17 protein-coding genes are annotated in these 17,492 nt (G+C 67.2%); 10 read left to right on the forward strand and 7 right to left on the reverse strand.

Annotated features, from left to right (window positions below; translation table 11 throughout):
• Window positions 1-11 precede the first annotated feature (11 nt).
• The 6 genes from AC1DYD_RS03195 to dnaA all read right to left on the reverse strand — a co-directional run bounded on the left by AC1DYD_RS03195 (window position 12) and on the right by dnaA (window position 6,332).
• Entirely contained in the window at window positions 12-527 is a 516-nt protein-coding gene (locus tag AC1DYD_RS03195; RefSeq protein WP_478171293.1) for a hypothetical protein, read from the reverse strand.
• 44 nt (window positions 528-571) lie between these two features.
• Window positions 572-748 (reverse strand): hypothetical protein, encoded by a 177-nt coding sequence (locus AC1DYD_RS03200; RefSeq protein WP_478171294.1) that lies wholly within the window; start codon window positions 746-748, stop codon window positions 572-574.
• An 85-nt stretch (window positions 749-833) separates the two neighbouring features.
• Complete coding sequence (gene gyrB / locus AC1DYD_RS03205) at window positions 834-3,458, reverse strand: DNA topoisomerase (ATP-hydrolyzing) subunit B (RefSeq protein ID WP_478171295.1); 2,625 nt, start codon at window positions 3,456-3,458, stop codon at window positions 834-836.
• 133 nt (window positions 3,459-3,591) lie between these two features.
• Complete coding sequence (gene dnaN, locus AC1DYD_RS03210) at window positions 3,592-4,698, reverse strand: DNA polymerase III subunit beta (protein ID WP_478171296.1); 1,107 nt, start codon at window positions 4,696-4,698, stop codon at window positions 3,592-3,594.
• A 28-nt stretch (window positions 4,699-4,726) separates the two neighbouring features.
• The gene (locus tag AC1DYD_RS03215) at window positions 4,727-4,951 is read right to left on the reverse strand and encodes a hypothetical protein (protein WP_478171297.1); all 225 of its coding nucleotides are present in this window, start codon (window positions 4,949-4,951) and stop codon (window positions 4,727-4,729) included.
• 1 nt (window position 4,952) lies between these two features.
• Window positions 4,953-6,332, reverse strand: coding sequence for a chromosomal replication initiator protein DnaA (dnaA, locus tag AC1DYD_RS03220; protein ID WP_478171298.1), 1,380 nt, complete (start codon window positions 6,330-6,332; stop codon window positions 4,953-4,955).
• Between the two features lie 333 nt (window positions 6,333-6,665).
• Here dnaA and rpmH point away from each other — a divergent pair, with 333 nt between their 5' ends.
• The 6 genes from rpmH to AC1DYD_RS03250 all read left to right on the forward strand — a co-directional run bounded on the left by rpmH (window position 6,666) and on the right by AC1DYD_RS03250 (window position 11,362).
• A complete protein-coding gene (gene rpmH / locus AC1DYD_RS03225; RefSeq protein WP_007834827.1) occupies window positions 6,666-6,800 on the forward strand; it encodes a 50S ribosomal protein L34 in 135 nt (44 codons plus the stop codon).
• Window positions 6,801-6,872: 72 nt separating this feature from the next.
• Entirely contained in the window at window positions 6,873-7,262 is a 390-nt protein-coding gene (locus AC1DYD_RS03230; RefSeq protein ID WP_478171299.1) for a ribonuclease P protein component, read from the forward strand.
• Window positions 7,259-7,549 carry a membrane protein insertion efficiency factor YidD gene (gene yidD, locus AC1DYD_RS03235; RefSeq protein ID WP_478171300.1) on the forward strand — a complete coding sequence of 97 codons (291 nt, stop codon included), beginning with the start codon at window positions 7,259-7,261 and terminating at the stop codon, window positions 7,547-7,549. The genes AC1DYD_RS03230 and yidD overlap by 4 nt, the downstream gene beginning before the upstream one ends.
• Window positions 7,546-9,333 (forward strand): membrane protein insertase YidC, encoded by a 1,788-nt coding sequence (yidC, locus tag AC1DYD_RS03240; RefSeq protein WP_478171301.1) that lies wholly within the window; start codon window positions 7,546-7,548, stop codon window positions 9,331-9,333. The genes yidD and yidC overlap by 4 nt, the downstream gene beginning before the upstream one ends.
• A gap of 65 nt (window positions 9,334-9,398) precedes the next feature.
• Window positions 9,399-10,811: a tRNA uridine-5-carboxymethylaminomethyl(34) synthesis GTPase MnmE gene (gene mnmE, locus AC1DYD_RS03245; RefSeq protein ID WP_478171302.1), complete on the forward strand. Its 1,413-nt coding sequence runs from the start codon at window positions 9,399-9,401 to the stop codon at window positions 10,809-10,811.
• An 83-nt stretch (window positions 10,812-10,894) separates the two neighbouring features.
• The gene (locus AC1DYD_RS03250; RefSeq protein ID WP_478171303.1) at window positions 10,895-11,362 is read left to right on the forward strand and encodes a cyclic nucleotide-binding domain-containing protein; all 468 of its coding nucleotides are present in this window, start codon (window positions 10,895-10,897) and stop codon (window positions 11,360-11,362) included.
• Between the two features lie 943 nt (window positions 11,363-12,305).
• Here AC1DYD_RS03250 and AC1DYD_RS03255 read toward each other — a convergent pair.
• Window positions 12,306-14,291 carry a cation:proton antiporter gene (locus AC1DYD_RS03255; protein WP_478171304.1) on the reverse strand — a complete coding sequence of 662 codons (1,986 nt, stop codon included), beginning with the start codon at window positions 14,289-14,291 and terminating at the stop codon, window positions 12,306-12,308.
• An 88-nt stretch (window positions 14,292-14,379) separates the two neighbouring features.
• Between AC1DYD_RS03255 and AC1DYD_RS03260 the strand changes: the two genes are divergently transcribed.
• Genes AC1DYD_RS03260 through AC1DYD_RS03275 form a run of 4 tightly spaced genes read left to right on the forward strand, consistent with a single transcriptional unit; the run spans window position 14,380 to window position 17,339 of the window.
• Entirely contained in the window at window positions 14,380-15,381 is a 1,002-nt protein-coding gene (locus AC1DYD_RS03260) for a KpsF/GutQ family sugar-phosphate isomerase (protein WP_478171305.1), read from the forward strand.
• Window positions 15,381-15,929, forward strand: coding sequence for a KdsC family phosphatase (locus tag AC1DYD_RS03265; protein ID WP_478171306.1), 549 nt, complete (start codon window positions 15,381-15,383; stop codon window positions 15,927-15,929). The genes AC1DYD_RS03260 and AC1DYD_RS03265 overlap by 1 nt, the downstream gene beginning before the upstream one ends.
• Window positions 15,926-16,561, forward strand: coding sequence for an LPS export ABC transporter periplasmic protein LptC (gene lptC, locus AC1DYD_RS03270; protein ID WP_478171307.1), 636 nt, complete (start codon window positions 15,926-15,928; stop codon window positions 16,559-16,561). Before AC1DYD_RS03265 ends, lptC begins: the two co-directional genes overlap by 4 nt.
• Before the next feature lie 4 nt (window positions 16,562-16,565).
• Window positions 16,566-17,339, forward strand: coding sequence for an SDR family oxidoreductase (locus AC1DYD_RS03275; protein WP_478171308.1), 774 nt, complete (start codon window positions 16,566-16,568; stop codon window positions 17,337-17,339).
• Window positions 17,340-17,492: the final 153 nt, after the last annotated feature.

Raw genomic sequence — 17,492 nt, forward strand, 5'->3', positions numbered from 1 at the left:
AAATGGGCGACTCAGCGGCCGGTTTGCACCGAAGCTTGCTGCTCGGGCCGCGGCAATCCCATCGCGGCGGCGAAATCGACATTCGACGGCCAGACAAACTGCGCCTTCGAACTCAGTCCGTTGAACACCGTCAGCGACTGCTGCAGCGTGATCCCGGCCAGCGTGGCCTCGACCTCGTAGGCGCCGGGGTCGAGCCGTGCCAGCATGAACGGCGAACCGGTGGCTGCCTCCATCACCAGCCGGCCGGAATAGCGGTCGCGCACCACCACTTTGACATCGCTCGGAAACTGGCCCGGGCGGCCGCGGCTGACCGCGAATTCGAGGGTGGCGGCCCAGCGCGGCGCCACCGTCTGCATGAAGGCCGCTTCCGCGCTGCTTTTGCCGCCGCACATGTATTCGATGCCCTGGGCCATCCGGATCGGCGGATTGGTGACCGCCTGCGCCGAATTGAACATGCCGAAGATCGCCAGGGCGGCGGCGGGGCGCCAAAACCGGATCGGGTTCATTGCTGTGCTGTCCTTGCTCATAGATGGCGACTCATCGCCGGCCATTCTGCTTAGCAAGAGTCGGGCTAGGAATAGCGTTTACGCGAATTGGCGCCTCCGAGGCGCTCCAGCCGGTTCCGGAATCGCCCCATGAACGCACCCTGCTCTCCCTGCGCCGATGCACTGGCCGCCACCCCCGACACCTCCCGATCCGCCTGGCTCGCGGTCGCTTCCATCGCAGTCGGCACGTTCGCGATGGTCACGACCGAGTTTCTGCCGATCGGACGCCTGACCGACATCGGCGCCGGTCTGCAGGTCAGCGAGGGCACGCTGAACGAAGCTGAGCGCTCAGACGTCGATGTTCGCCGCCCGCAGCGCGTTCTGCTCGATGAACTCGCGCCGCGGCTCGACCTCGTCGCCCATCAGCATCGTGAACACGCGGTCGGCCTCGATCGCGTCATCGATCTGCACCCGCAGCAAGCGGCGCACCGCCGGGTCCATCGTGGTCTCCCACAGCTGCTCGGGATTCATCTCGCCCAGACCCTTGTAGCGCTGGCGCGCGGTGGCGTTTTCGGCCTGTCCGATCAGCCAGCGCATCGCCTCGCGGAAGTCATTGACCTTTTCTTCCTTGGCCCGCTCGCCCTCGCCGCGCTTGACCACGGCGCCTTCGCCGAGCAGGTCGCGGAAGGTCTTGGCGGCCTCGGCCAGGGCGGCATAGTCGGCGCCGTGGACGAAGTCCTGCGTCAGCACGCTGCTCTTGATGTTGCCGTGGTGGCGGCGGCTGATGCGCAGCAGCGGCTTGTCGCTGCGGGTGTCGAACTCGCTCGACACATCGGCCGGCGCCCCGGTGGTGTTGAGCTCGCGCAGCTTGTTCTGCAGCGCCACGGCCGAGGCCTCGGCGCCGGCCGTGGTGTCGAGGTCGAGCGACACGCCGTCGGCGATGGCGCGCAGCGCCGCCGCATCGAGGAACACGCCGAGCCGCGCAATCACCGCTTCGGCCAGCTGGTGCTTGCGCGCCAGCTCGGCCAGCGTGTCGCCGCCGAGCGTCGTCGGGTTGGCGCCGCCGGTGGACACGCTCGCATCCTTCAAAGCCACCTTCAGCAGGAAGGCATCGAGGGCCGGACCGTCCTTGAGGTATTGCTCCTCCTTGCCGACCTTGACTTTGTACAGCGGCGGCTGCGCGATGTAGATGTGGCCGCGCTCGACCAGTTCGGGCATCTGCCGATAGAAGAAGGTCAGCAGCAGCGTGCGGATGTGGGCGCCGTCGACGTCGGCGTCGGTCATGATGATGATCCGGTGGTAGCGCAGCTTGGCGACGTTGAAGTCGTCGGCGCCGCCGCCCGCGGTCGTCGCGCCGGCACGGCCGATGCCGGTGCCCAAAGCGGTGATCATGGTCAGGATTTCGTTGCTGGTCAGCAGCTTCTCGTAGCGCGCCTTCTCGACGTTCAGGATCTTGCCGCGCAGCGGCAGGATGGCCTGGAACTTCCGGTCGCGGCCCTGCTTGGCCGAGCCTCCGGCGGAATCGCCCTCGACCAGGTAGACCTCGCACAGCGCCGGATCCTTCTCCTGGCAGTCGGCCAGCTTGCCCGGCAGGCCCATGCCGTCGAGCACGCCCTTGCGCCGCGTCATCTCGCGCGCCTTGCGGGCCGCTTCGCGCGCACGCGCCGCGTCGACGATCTTGCCGCAGATGATCTTGGCGTCGTTCGGGCGCTCCTGCAGGTAGTCGGTCAGCAGGCGGCCGACGATGTCCTCGACCGGCGCGCGCACCTCGCTCGACACCAGCTTGTCCTTGGTCTGGCTCGAGAACTTGGGCTCGGGCACCTTGACGCTCAGCACGCAGCACAGGCCTTCGCGCATGTCGTCGCCGGTGACCTCGACCTTGGCCTTCTTGGCGAACTCGTTTTCTTCGATGTACTTGTTGATGACCCGGGTCATCGCGGCGCGCAGGCCGGTCAGGTGGGTGCCGCCGTCACGCTGCGGGATGTTGTTGGTGAAACACAGCACCTGCTCGTTGTAGCCGCTGTTCCACTGCATCGCGACCTCGACGCCGATGTGAGTGCCGGGAATGCCGCCGTAGGTGTCGGCCGGCTTCTCTCCCATCGCGTAGAACACGTTGGGATGCAGGACGGTCTTGCCCTTGTTGATGAACTCGACGAAGCCCTTGACGCCGCCGGCGCCCGAGAAGTCGTCTTCCTTGCCGCTGCGCTCGTCGATCAGCCGGATCCGCACGCCGTTGTTGAGGAAGCTCAGCTCGCGCAGCCGCTTGCTCAGGATCTCGTAATGGAAGTCGGCGTTTTCCTTGAAGATCTCGGTGTCGGGCAGGAAGTGCACCTCGGTGCCGCGCTTCTCGGTCTCGCCCGTGACTTTCATGGGCGAGACCTCGACGCCGTTGACGACGTCGACGATGCGGTTCTGCACGAAGCCCTTGCTGAACTCCAGCGTGTGGACCTTGCCCTCGCGCCGCACCGTGAGGCGCAGCATCTTGCTCAGCGCGTTGACGCAGCTCACGCCGACGCCGTGCAGGCCGCCCGAGACCTTGTAGCTGTTCTGGTTGAACTTGCCGCCGGCGTGCAGTTCGGTCAGCGCGATCTCGGCCGCCGAGCGCTTGGGCTCGTGCTTGTCGTCCATCTTGACGCCGGTCGGAATGCCGCGGCCGTTGTCGGTGACGGAGATCGAGTTGTCGGTGTGGATCGTGACGACGATGTCGTCGCAGTAGCCCGCGAGCGCCTCGTCGATCGAGTTGTCGACCACCTCGAACACCAGGTGGTGCAGGCCGGTGCCGTCCGAGGTGTCGCCGATGTACATGCCCGGCCGCTTGCGCACCGCCTCGAGCCCTTCGAGGATCGTGATGGAGCCTTCGCCATAGGACGTGTCGCCGGCCGGTGTCACCTCGATCGGAATCGCGCTGTCGATTTCAGGGGTGTAAACCGGCTCGGTGTGCGGCACGTCCGGCTTGTTTTCTTCGCTCATCACTGTCTTTCTCTCTGGCGCCGGGCTGGGCACCGTCTGTTCGGGAGATACCGCGGAACCGGCTTTGCCGGGCCGCTGGTATCGCCCCCTGCAAGGGGGTGGGCGGCTACACGAAGTGAGCCAACCTGGGGGTGTGCTAGATCCTCATCGGCATGACGACGTACTTGAACGATGCGTTCTCGGGAATCGTCATCAGCACCGAACTGTTGGAATCGGCCAGGTCCAGCTTCACCATGTCCTGGCTCATGTTGGCCAGGGCGTCGATCAGGTAGGTCACGTTGAAGCCGATCTCGATGGCGTCGCCGCCGTAGTCGATGTCGAGCTCGTCCTGCGCCTCTTCCTGCTCGGCGTTGTTCGAGGCGATGCGCAGCGTACCCGGCTCGATGTTGAGCCGCACGCCCTTGAACTTCTCGCTGGTCAGGATCGCGGTGCGCTGCAGGCTGGCCAGCAGCTGCGCGCGGCCCAGGGTCACGGTGTTCTTGTGGGTCTTCGGGATCACGCGGTTGTAGTCGGGGAACTTGCCCTCGACCAGCTTGGTGACGAATTCCATGCCGCCGAAGCTGAACTTGGCCTGGTTGTTGGCGAATTGCATCTCGATCGCGCCTTCGGCGTCGGACAGCAGGCGCTGCATCTCGAGCACGGTCTTGCGCGGCAGGATCACTTCCTGGCGCGGCACCTCGACGTCGAGCGTGGCCGAGGCGAAAGCCAGCCGGTGGCCGTCGGTGGCGACCAGGCTCAGCTGCTTGCCTTCGGCGACGAACAGGATGCCATTGAGGTAGTAGCGGATGTCGTGCACCGCCATCGCGAAGGACACCTGGCCGAGCAAGTCCTTGAGCGTCTTCTGCGGCACGCTGAACACGGGACCGAAGTTGGCCGACTCCTGCACCAGCGGGAAATCCTCGGCCGGCAGCGACTGCAGCGTGAAACGGCTCTTGCCGCCCTTCAACACCAGCTTGCTGGCACTCGATTCGAGGCTCACGGTCTGGTCGGCCGGCATGGTGCGCAGGATGTCGATCAGCTTGCGGGCACCGATGGTGGTCGTGAAGTTGCCCTCGTCGCCGCCGAGCTCGGCATGGGTACGGATCTGGATCTCGAGGTCGCTGGTGGTCAGCTGCAACTGGCCGCCGGTCTTGCGGATCAGCACGTTGGCCAGGATCGGCAGCGTGTGGCGCCGCTCGACGATGCCCGCCACCGACTGCAGCGCGGCAAGGACTTTGTCCTGTGTAGCCTTCAAAACGATCATTGTCTTACCTCTTCCTTATTTCTTTAATTCAAATTAGTAGTAGTAGATAAGGGACGCACTGTTCTGTGGACAGCGTCGTTTTCCGCTTGTGCGACAAGGACTTGGCGCTGCCGCTCGGCTGTGCGCAGCCGCGCTTCGTTGCTGTCGCGCCAAGGCGCACAACTTCGGGCCGCGTGCCCAGCCTGTGGATAAGTGCCTTCTTGTGCGGGATCTGTCCACAGGGTTGTCCTTTGACAGCATCGATGAGCAGCATGCTATCCCTTCAGCGTCTGCTCCAGCACATGCAGCTGCTGGTTCAGTTCGGTGAGCTGCTGGCGCTCGCCCGAGATCTTGCGCACCGCGTGCAGTACGGTGGTGTGGTCGCGGCCGCCGAACAGCTCGCCGATCTCGGGCAGGCTCTTCTGGGTCAGCTCCTTGGCCAGGTACATCGCGATCTGGCGCGGCCGGGCGATCGAGGCCGGCCGCTTCTTCGAGTACATGTCGGCGACCTTGATCTTGTAGTAGTCGGCCACCGTCTTCTGGATGTTCTCGACCGAGATCTGCCGGTTCTGGATCGACAGCAGGTCGCGCAGTGCCTCGCGTGCCAGCGCGATCGAGATCTCTTTCTGGTTGAAGCGCGAATAGGCCAGGATCTTGCGCAGCGCGCCTTCGAGCTCGCGCACGTTGGAACGGACGTTCTTGGCGACGAAGAAGGCGACCTCCTCGGGCATCTCGGCGCTCTCGGCGCGGGCCTTGTTGATCAGGATGGCCACGCGCATCTCGAGCTCGGGCGGCTCGATCGCCACCGTGAGGCCCGAGTCGAAGCGCGAGACCAGTCGCTCGTGGATGTCCGCCAGGCCCTTGGGGTAGGTGTCGCTGGTCATCACGATGTGCGACTTCTTGGCCAGCAGGGCTTCGAAGGCGTTGAAGAATTCTTCCTGCGTCCGGTCCTTGTTGGCGAAGAACTGGACGTCGTCGATCAGCAGCAGATCGAGCGAGTGGTAGCGCTCCTTGAACTCGTCGAAGGTCTTGCGCTGATAGGCTTTGACCACATCCGAGACGAACTGCTCGGCATGGATGTAGAGAACTTTGGCGTCCGGCCGGTCGGCCAGCAGGCGGTTGCCCACGGCGTGCATCAGGTGGGTCTTGCCGAGGCCGACGCCGCCGTAGATGAAAAGCGGGTTGTAGAGGTGGCCCGGCATGCCGGCCACGTGCATCGCCGCGGCGCGCGCCATGCGGTTCGCCGTGCCCTCCACCAGGGTGTCGAAGGTGAGCCCCGAGTTGAGCCGGTTCTTGAACGCGGCCGCCGCCAGATCCTCGCTCGGCGGCGCCATGTCGCGCGGCACATCGGTTTCCGACACGATGGCCATCGAGGCTGGCCTGCTAATGATTTCCCGAGGAGCGAGCGCTAACTCAATGATGACCGGCTGACCGTAGAGCTTCTCGGCCATCGCGGCGATCTTGCCGGCATACTGGGCCCGGATCCAGTCGAGCTTGAAGCGGTTGGCGACGAAGACCGTGACGCGTGAAAGATCGTCCGTGACCTTGGCGGTCAGCGGCTTGATCCAGGTGTTGAACTGCTGTTCGGACAGTTCCTGTGCGAGCTGGTCGACACAGGCCTGCCAGAGGCTGTCACCGATGCCTTCACCCGGCATGGGCGCTCTGAAAAGTGGTTTGTCCCTCAGCCATTCTCTCGTCTTGGTATTGTGGATAGTCGCACCCGCGATGCGCCCTGGATTCTAACTTGTCAAAACCTTATCCACATGGTCTCCACGGTCGCCGAATCACCTGCGGATGCGACCGAGATTGTCGGCCAGCTGAAACTTTGCGATAATCGCGGGTTTCCCTGAAAACCTTCTTTGTGTGTTTCGGGGTATCCGGGGAATTCGTATCTGTGGGGGCCTCCCCGCCCGGTAATAAAAACTGCCAACGGCCTTCGGGGCCCGGAGGCTCACACGCCGGCCTTGCCGGTGAATCAGGAAATCATCATGAAACGCACGTATCAAGCATCCAAAGTCCGCCGCGCCCGTACCCACGGCTTCCTGGTCCGCATGAAGACCCGCGGTGGCCGCGCCGTGATCAACGCACGCCGCGCCAAGGGCCGCAAGCGCCTGGCCGTCTAAGACTCGCCGGCACCGTTGCCAGTCGACCCGCTGCCGCCTTCACCGTCCGACGGCGTCCCGCGGTTGGCTTCCATGCAGCGGCTCAAGACCCGCGCGCAGTTCCAGGCCGTCCTCGCAGGTGCCACCGTGGCGCGCACAGCCCACTTCGCACTGCACCGCTGCGCGCTCGACGCGCCGTCCGGGGCTGCGCCGCTGTTCGCCATCGAAGACGTATGGCTCGGCGCGATGGTTCCGAAGCGCTGGGCCCGCCGCGCGGTCACCCGCAACGCGATCAAACGCCAGATCTACACCGTGAGCGCTGCCGCGACAGAAGCCTCGCTGCCGCGCGCGGCGCATGTGGTGCGCCTGCGCGCGGCATTCGATCGCAAGCAATTCGTCAGCGCGGCATCCGACAAGCTCAAGGCCGCCGTCCGTGCCGAACTCCAGCAATTGCTGGAGCGGGCCGCGACGGCGCGCGCATGATGCGGCGCATCCTGATCGGTCTCGTCAAGGGCTATCGGCTGCTGCTGAGCCCGTGGCTCGGCCAGTCCTGCCGCTTCGAGCCGACCTGCTCCGTCTACGCCATCGGTGCGCTCGAGCAGCACGGCGCGGCCAAGGGCAGCTACCTCACGCTGCGCCGCATCGCCCGCTGCCAGCCCTGGTGCGAGGGCGGCCACGATCCGGTTCCCCCGAAGACACAGCGACCGATGCCAAGGCAAGGATCGCTGTTCGCCTTTCTCTCTTCCGACGACAAGAAGTCTTCTTCATGAACGATATCCGCCGCACCATCCTGTGGGTGATTTTTGGCTTCTCGCTGGTGTTGCTGTGGGACCAATGGCAGGTCTACAACGGCCACAAGCCGACTTTCCTGCCCTCGACCAAGACCAGCGCTCCAGCCGATCCGTCGGCGACGCCCGCCGCCGCGAACGCCAATGGCGTCCCCGCGGCCGCCGCGCCTGCGGCAGGCGCGGTGCCGGTGCAGGGCAGCGCGCCTGCCATCGGCGAGAAGGTCACGGTCTCCACCGATGTCTTCAAGGCCACCATCGACGGCGAGGGCGGCACGCTGTCCGAGCTGCAGCTGCTGCAGTTCCTCGACCAAACCAACCATGGTGGCCTTGTCGAGTGGTTCCGCCGCCTGGTCGGCCTGCCGGTGCCGCAGAACGAAGTCCGGCCCGTGCTGCTGATGGAGAACGGTTCTCCCGCCACCCGCTACGTGGCCCAGACCGGCCTGCTGAACACCGTCGACACCGGCGATCGCTTCCCGAATCACCTGAGCCTGATGACTGCGCGCCCCGGACCGCGCGAACTGGCCGAGGGCCAGAACACGCTCGAGGTGGCCTTCGAGTCGCAGCCCGTGGGCGGCCTGAAGTACGTCAAGACCTACGTGTTCCAGCGCGGCGACTACTCGATCCGCGTCAAGCACCAGATCGTCAATGTCAGCGACAAGCCGCGCGATGCGCAGCTCTACCTGCAGTTCACGCGCCATGGCACGGTGGCGGCCGGCACCATGTTCGGCACCAACACCTTCACCGGCCCGGCCATCTTCACCGAGCAGAAGAAGTTCCAGAAGATCGACTTCAGCGCCATCACCAAGGGCAAGGTCGAACTGCCGGCGCCCGCCGACAACGGTTGGGTGGCGATGGTGCAGCACTATTTCGTCTCGGCCTGGCTGCTGAACGTGCCGGGCAGCGACACCCTCAAGCGCGAATTCCGCGTCGCCGACCTCGGCAACAACCTGTTCTCGGTGGCGATGGTGCTGCAGGTGCCCCAGCTGGCTCCGGGCGCCGCCCAGACCATCGACAGCAACCTGTTCGCCGGACCCGAGGAAGAGAAGAAGCTCGAGGCGCTCGCCCCCGGCCTCGACCTGGTCAAGGACTACGGCATCTTCGCCATCATCTCCAAGCCGCTCTACTGGCTGCTGAACAAGCTGCACGGCATCCTCGGCAACTGGGGCTGGTCGATCGTCGCGCTGGTGGTGCTGCTGAAGGCGGCCTTCTACTGGCTCAACGCCAAGGCCTACGCCAGTATGGCCAAGATGAAGGCCATCAACCCGAAGATCATGGAAATGCGCGAGCGGCTCAAGGACAAGCCGCAGGAGATGCAGCAGGAGATGATGCGCATCTACCGCGAGGAAAAGGTCAACCCGATGGGCGGCTGCTTCCCGATCGTGATCCAGATCCCGGTGTTCATCGCACTCTACTGGGTGCTGCTGTCCTCGGTCGAGATGCGCCATGCGCCCTGGATCCTCTGGATCCATGACCTCTCGGCGCCGGACCCCTGGTTCATCCTGCCGGTGGTGATGACCGCCACCTCGCTGTTCCAGACCTGGCTCAACCCGACCCCGCCGGACCCGATGCAGGCCAAGCTGATGTGGATCATGCCGCTGGCCTTCAGCGTGATGTTCATCTTCTTCCCGGCCGGCCTGGTGCTGTACTGGATCACCAACAACGTGCTGTCGATCGCGCAGCAGTGGTTCATCAACAAGCGCTTGGGCGTACTGGGCAATCCGCCCAAGTCACTCAAGGCGCCGAAGCTGGCGAAGCCGGCCAAGTAAGGCCTCGGCATCGGACACTCCCAAGGGCCGCGAAAGCGGCCCTTCTTGCTGGAAGAATCCTCCCCATGCTCTCGCGCACCGCCGATCCGATCGTCGCCATCGCCACGGCCTCCGGCCGCGGTTCGGTCGGGATCGTGCGCGTTTCCGGCCGCGACCTGGCGCCGCTCGTCCGCAGCCTGTGCGGACGCGCGCTGAAGCCGCGCGAAGCGAGCTATCTGCCCTTCCAGGACGCCGATGGCTCGCCGATCGACCGCGGGCTGGCGCTGTTTTTCCCGGCCCCGAACTCCTTCACCGGCGAAGACGTGTTCGAACTCCAGGCCCACGGGGGCACGGTGGTGCTGCAGCTGCTGCTGGCACGTTGCCTCGCGGCCGCCGCCGAAGCCGATCCGGCGACCGGCCGGCCCCGCCTCCCGGGCTTGCGGGTGGCCGAGCCCGGCGAGTTCAGCCAGCGCGCCTTCCTCAACGGCAAGATCGACCTGGCACAGGCCGAGGCCATTGCCGACTTGATCGACGCCAGCACCGAGGCCGCGGCGCGCAGCGCCAGCCGTTCGCTGTCGGGTGCCTTCTCCGACGAGATCCACATCCTGCTCGAAGCGCTGGTGCGGCTGCGGATGCTGGTCGAGGCGACGCTCGACTTCCCGGACGAGGAAATCGACTTCCTGCAGGAAGCGGATGCCGCGGGCCAGTTGGCTTCGCTGCAGGCCCAGCTGGCCACGGTGCAGCAGCGGGCCCGCCAGGGCGCCCTGCTGCGCGAGGGCATCAAGGTCGTGATCGCGGGACAGCCGAACGCCGGCAAGAGTTCGCTGCTCAATGCGCTGGCCGGGGCCGAACTGGCGATCGTCAGCGCCATCGCGGGGACCACCCGCGATGTCGTCTCGCAGACCATCCAGATCCAGGGTGTGCCGCTGCACGTGGTCGACACCGCCGGCCTGCGCGACAGCGCCGACGAGGTCGAGCAGATCGGCATCGCCCGCGCCTGGGGTCAGATCGAAGGCGCCGACGCCGTGCTGTTCCTGCACGACCTGACGCGCAGCGCAGCGCCGGCCTACGCCCGGGCCGATGCCGACATCGCGGGCTTGCTGGCCACCCGGCTGCCGGCCAGCGTGCCGGTGATCGATGTCTGGAGCAAGCTCGATGCCGCGCCGCCGGCTGCAGTATTGCCCGACACCGGCGTCCGCCTGTCCGCCCGCACCGGCGCCGGCATCGAGACCCTGCGGCGCGAATTGCTGGAAGTGGCCGGATGGCAGGCGGTGCCTGAAGGCGTCTACCTGGCGCGGGCGCGCCATGTGCAGGCGTTGTCGCGGGTCGAGGAACACATTGCGCTGGCATCCACCCACCTGGCGGCCCACGCACAATTCCTGGATTTGCTGGCCGAGGAATTGCGGCTGGCGCAGAACGCGCTGAACGAGATCACCGGCGAGTTCGGAGCCGACGATCTGCTGGGTGTGATCTTTTCCCGTTTTTGCATCGGCAAGTAGTTCGAAGTGTGACTTTGTGTGACATATGTCACCGCAAATTTAGGCTTTCGCGGATACTGCACACGCACAGCAGGGTCAGCACGATGTCATCCAGCATTCAGAATCTTTGCCGCGCCATTGCGCAGAACACCAGCTACGACGCCTTCGCCGCGGCGCTCACTGCGCAGCAGTGGGAGACGGTGGCCGGTTATCTGCAGCCTTTCGACATTTCCGCCGGGCAGGTGCTGATCGACCAGGGCACCACCGACCGCACGGTCTTCTTCATCGAGAGCGGCGCGCTCAGCGTGCACCTGATCGGCGACAAGGGCCAGATGCAGCTGGCGATCCTGAATCCGGGCTCGGTGGTGGGGGAGGGTTCCTTCTTCTCGCGCGCGCCGCGTTCGGCCAATGTGATCGCCACCGGCGCTGCCCGCGTCTGGCGACTGACGGCCATCCGCTTCGCGGAGATGTCGAACCGGCAACCCAATCTGGCCCTGGAACTCACGCTGGGTCTCGGTGCGGTCATCGCCAAGCGGATGGTGAACAAGCCCAAGCGGGTGGCCGTGACCTGACGCCTGACGATGACGCAGGCATGCGCGGATTGCCGCACCGACAACCGAGACGGCGCCAAGTTCTGCAAGGGATGCGGCAGGAGGCTGGTCCCGCCGAGTCCGGCGCCGTCGGCTGCCGCTTCCGGCGCCAGCGAAGCATGGGCCGCCACGCAGCGGATGCCGATGGATTCGGACCTTCCGCGGCCCGCCGCAGCGAGTCCGCGGCGACGGTCCACCAAGCCCGCAGCGGCTCCCGCCCGCGTTGACGCGCCCGTCGTCGCGAAGATCGCGCCGCGAAAGGCCGTGCCGCCACCGCCGAGCCCGAACCCCTTGCGCACGGCCGTGATCGGTCTGCTGGTCGCCGGCGGGCTGGCCGCTGCCGCGGGCTGGTTCTTGTCACCCGGCCCGCCGGGTCCCCGCGAGGTGCTTCCATCGCCAGCACCTTCTGCGACGGTGCCGCCGGCCGTTCCCGAGGCATCGACCCAGGTACCCGCAGCCCTCGAATCCGCAGCGCCCCTGCCGCCGCCTCCCGAGCCCGCAGAGCCCGCGGTGTCTCCTCCGGTGGCGAGCCTGCCCGCCGAGCCGCCGGCACCAGCACCAGCACCGGCACCGGCACCGGCACCGACACCGACACCGACACCAGCGCCGTCGCCACCTGCCGCCCTGGTGAAGCCGGGCACGCCAAAACCCCGCAAGCCGCCAGCGCCAGCGACGCCACCCCCGCCCGTGGCGGCATCGCCCGCACCGGCCCCTGAACGGCCGGCTCCGCCCCCGGCCGCTCCGCCGAGTCCGCAGGCGCAGTGTGCCGGCCTCAATTTCATCGCCCGCGCCCAATGCCTGGCCGTGCAGTGCGCCAAGCCCGAACTGAGGGCCCATGCCCAGTGCGAAACGGTCCGCCGCCAGCAGCAGATCGAGGAAGAAAAGCGCAACCCGAGCTTGCCGAGCTGAACACGGCGCCTCGCGCTCAGCCCTTCTGCAGCTTGTCGATGGCCATCGCCAGGGCGCCGGGCTTGCCCGACAGCACCAGGGTGTCGCCATCGGCCAGCACGGTGTCGTCGTCGGCGTCGGCCGCCTTGCCGTCGCGCCGTCGCAGGCTGGCAACCCGGACGTTCAGCCCCGCCAGCGCCAGACCGGCCAGCGGTTGGCCGATCGCGCGCGCGCCGGCCGTCAGCGTGAAGCTGTTGAGCCGCTCGTGGTCGATCTCGTCGGCGTTGTCGTCGTCGGCACCGTGGAAGTAGCCGCGCAGCAGGTTGTAGCGGGCATCGCGCTGGTCCTGCACGACCCGGATCACGCGCCGCATCGGCACGCCGACCAGCGCCAGCGCATGGCTGGCCAGCATCAGCGAGCCCTCGATCGCCTCCGGCACCACCTCGGTCGCGCCGGCCGCCTGCAGCTTCTCGAGGTCGCGGTCGTCCTGCGTGCGCACGATCACCGGCACCTGCGGCGCGTGCGCGCGGGCGTTGGCCAGCACCTTGAGCGCGCCGGGCACGTCCTGATAAGTCACGACCAGGGCGCTGGCGCGCGCCAGCCCTGCGGCCATCAGCGCCTGCAGCCGCGATGCGTCGCCGAACACCACCGAATCGCCGGCCGCGGCGGCTTGGCGCACGCGGTCCGGGTCGAGGTCCAGCGCCAGGTAGGGAATGCCTTCACGCTCCAGCATCCGCGCCAGGTTCTGGCCGCAGCGCCCGTAGCCGCAGATGATCACGTGGCGTGCCGTGTTGATGGTCTTGCGGGCGATCGTGGTCATCTGCAGCGATTGCTGCAGCCAGTCGCTGGCCACCAGCTTTCGCACGATGCGGTCGCTGTACATGATGATGAAGGGCGTCGACAGCATCGACAGCACCATCGAGGCCAGCACCGGATTGGCCAGCCAGGCCGGCAGCAGGTCCTGGCCCTGGGCCAGGGCCAGCAGCACGAAACCGAATTCGCCGGCCTGCGCCAGGTAGAGGCCGGTGCGCAGCGCCACTCCGCTGGTCGCGCCGAGCACGCGCGCCAGCAGCGTCACCATCACCAGCTTGAAGGCCAGCGGCAGCAGCAGCAGCACGCCGACCAGCACCCAGTGATCGACCATCACGTGCCAGTCGAGCGACATCCCGATGGTGATGAAGAAGAGCCCGAGCAGCACGTCGTGGAAGGGCCGGATGTCGGTCTCGACCTGGTGCTTGAATTCAGTCTCGGACACCAGCATGCCGGCCACGAAGGCGCCCAGCGCCAGGCTCAGGCCGGCCAACTCGGTCAGCCAGGCGAGGCCGAGCGTGATCAGCAGCAGGTTGAGCATGAAGAGCTCCTCGCTGCGCCGGCGCGCCACCAGCGTGAGCCACCAGCGCATCACGCGCGGACCGCCGTAGAGCAGCAGCGCGATCAGGAAGCCGGCCTTCAGCAGCGCGAAACCGAGGGCCTTCAGCAAGGTCTCCGGTGGGGCGCCGAGCGCCGGGATCAGCACCAGCAGCGGCACCACCGCAAGATCCTGGAACAGCAGCACGCCCACCACGCGCTTGCCGTGCTCGCTGTCGAGTTCGAGGCGCTCCGCCATCAGCTTGACCACGATCGCCGTGCTGCTCATCGTGAGCGCACCCGAGAACACCAGCGCAGCCTGCCAGTCGAGCCGCCAGGCCGGCGGCAGCCAGGTCGAGATCAGCAAGGCGCCGCCGGTGGCCATGGCGATGGTCAGCATCACCTGCAGCAGTCCGAGGCCGAAGACATGCCGGCGCATCGCGCGCAGCTTGGGCAGGCTGAACTCGAGCCCGATCACGAACATCAGGAAGACGACGCCGAATTCGCCCAGGTGGCGGATGCCTTCCGAGTTCTGCGCCAGGGCCAGCGCGTGCGGCCCGATCAGGACGCCGGCCGTCAGGTAGCCGAGCATCGGCGGCAGCCGCAGCGACCGGCATATCACCACGCCGATCACCGCAGCAAGCAAGTACATCAGCGTGAGATCGAGCGAGGACATGACCGCATGCTAGCAACACGCTTGCCGGCTCCGGCCGCGAATTCGTCCTCTCTCTGGCCATGGCCCGGCCGACCGATAAAATCCGCCGATGAGCTCCCGCCCTCCCGTGATCCCCACGATCGATCCCGACGCGCTGCTGGCGCGCGCCCGCACGACCTTCGACATCGAGGCGGCGGCGGTGCTCGGCCTCAAGGACCGCCTGGGTCCCGCCTTTCCCGCCGCAGTGCAGAAGATCCTCGACGTTCGCGGCCGCGTGGTCGTGATGGGCATGGGCAAGAGCGGCCATGTCGGCCGCAAGATCGCGGCCACCCTCGCCTCGACCGGCACGCCCGCGATGTTCGTGCACCCGGCCGAGGCCAGCCATGGTGACCTCGGCATGATCAAGGCGGTCGACCTCGTACTGGCGATCTCCAACAGCGGCGAGGTCGAGGAACTCACCACCATCCTGCCGGTGGTCAAGCGCCAGGGCGTGCCGCTGATCGCGCTGACCGGTCGCATCGACTCGACGCTCGCACGCCATGCCGACATCGTCCTCGACAGCGGCGTCGAGAAGGAGGCCTGTCCGCTGAACCTCGCGCCGACCGCCAGCACCACCGCACAGATGGCGATGGGCGACGCGCTCGCGGTGGCGCTGCTCGATGCCCGCGGTTTCGGCACGGAGGATTTCGCCCGTTCGCACCCCGGTGGCGCGCTGGGCCGCAAGCTGCTGACCCACGTCAGCGATGTCATGCGCTCGGGCGATGAAGTGCCGCGCGTCGGCCCCGACGCCAGCCTGAGTGAGATCATGCGCGAGATGAGTTCCAAGGGGCTCGGTGCCACCGCCGTGGTCGGCCCCGACGGCCGCGCGATCGGCATCTTCACGGATGGCGACCTGCGCCGCAAGGTGGAGACCGGCGCCGACCTGCGTGCCCTGCGGGCCGCCGACGTGATGCATGCCGGCCCGCGCACGCTGCGTGCGGACGCGCTGGCCGCCGAAGCGGCCGATCTCATGGAACAGCATCGCATCACCAGCGTGCTGGTGGTCGATGCGGCCGGCCTCCTCATCGGCGCGCTCAGCATCAACGACCTGATGCGCGCGAAGGTCATCTGATGGGCATTGAATTCAGGCCCGAGACACTGCTGGCCGCCCAGGACATCCGCATCGCCTTCTTCGACATCGACGGCGTGCTGACCGATGGCGGCGTCTACTTCACCGAGCACGGCGAGACGCTCAAGCGCTTCAGCATCCTCGACGGCTACGGCCTCAAGCTGCTGCGCACGGCCGGCATCACGCCGGCCGTGATCACTGGCCGCGACTCGAAGCCCCTGCGCGTGCGGCTCGAGGCGCTGGGCATCGCCCACGTGCGCTATGGCACCGAGGACAAGCTGCCGGCCGCCGAGGCGATGCTGGCGCAACTGGGATTCGACTGGTCGCAGGCGGCCGCGATCGGCGACGACTGGCCCGACCTGCCGGTGCTGTCGCGCGTCGCCTTCGCGGCGGCGCCGGCCAACGCCCACGTCGAAGTGCGTGCCATCGCGCACCACGTCACCGCCGCCCGTGGCGGCGAGGGTGCGGCGCGCGAATTCTGCGACCTGCTGCTGACCGCCGGCGGGCACTACCGTCGGCTGCTGGACCAGGCGCGGGGCCTGGCCGAATGAGGTCCGCCTGGCGCGTCCTGCGCGATGCCTTCGACCGACTGACGATCTACCTGCCGATCATCCTGACTGCGGTGCTCGCGCTGGGCACCTACTGGTTGGTGCGCAACGCCCCGGAAATGCTGGCGCCCTTGCCCAAGGAAGCGCCGACGCACGAGCCCGACTACTTCATGCGCGACTTCTCGATGAAGAACTTCCAGCCCAACGGCGACCTCCGCACCGAGGTCTTCGGCAAGGAGGGCCGACACTATCCGGACACCGACACGCTCGAGGTCGACCAGGTGCGCTGGCGCTCCATCTCGGTTGAGGGACTGGTCACGCATGGCTCCGCCGATCGCGGCCTGTCGAATGGCGACGGCAGCGAGATCCAGCTGTTCGGCAATGCGGTCGTGATCCGCGACGCCGCCAAGTCGAGCAAGGGCGCGCCGCTGCCGCGGCTCGAGTTCCGCGGCGAGTTCCTGCATGCCTTCCTCGATACCGAGCGGGTGAAGTCGGACCGGCCGGTCACGCTGATCCGCGACGGCGACCGGTTCACGGCCGACGCCATGGACTACGACAACCTCAGCGGGGTCGCCAACCTCAATGGCCGCGTGCGCGGCTTGCTGATGCCTGCGGCTCCCGGCCCGAAACCCTGATCGCATGAGACATCCGCTGCTCTTCGTCACCGGGGCCTCGAGCGGCATCGGACAGGCGCTGGCCGCGCGCTTCTACGACGCCGGCTACGACCTGGCGCTGGTGGCGCGGCGCACGGCCGAGGTCGAGGCCTGGACAGTCGCCCGGCAACTGGACCCGGCCCGCTGGCGGATCTACGGCGCCGACGTGGCCAAGCTCGACAGCATCGTTGCGGCAGGCGACGCCTGTATCGAACAACAAGGCCTGCCCGACGTGGTCATCGCCAACGCCGGCATCAGCATCGGCATGGACACCGCCGAACGCGGCGACCTCGATGTGATGGCGCGCATCTTCGCGACCAACAACCTCGGCCTGGCGGCGACCTTTCATCCCTTCGTCGCCGCCATGGCGGCGCGCGGCAGCGGCCGCCTGGTGGGGATCGGCAGCGTCGCCGCCATCCGCGGCCTGCCCGGCCACGGCGCCTACTGCGCCAGCAAGGCGGGCGTGGTGGCCTACTGCGAAAGCCTGCGCGGCGAAATGCGGGCCAGCGGCGTCAAGGTCGTCACGCTGTGTCCCGGCTATGTGGACACTGCGCTGACGCAGGGCAACCGCTACGGCATGCCCTTCCTGCTGCAGCCGGACGCGTTTGCCGATCGCGCCTTCCGCGCGATCCGGGCCGGCACCAGCTACCGCGTGATTCCGTGGCAGATGGGGGTGGTCGCCAAGCTGATGCGCTGGCTGCCGAATCCGCTGTTCGATCGAATCTTCCAAGGCCGCGGCCGCAAGCGGCGGGAGGAATAGCTCGCCCCCAGGTTGGCTCACTGCTTGTAGCCGCCCACCCCCCTACCGGGGGCAACACCGGCGGCCGGGCGTTGCCGGTTCCGCGGTGTTTCACCAACGGGCCTGGCTGCGCCGGCCGGAACCCGGATCCGTTGCGTCCATGAAAAAAGGCCC

It is taken from the genome of Variovorax sp. P4_B11, from assembly GCF_056402355.1.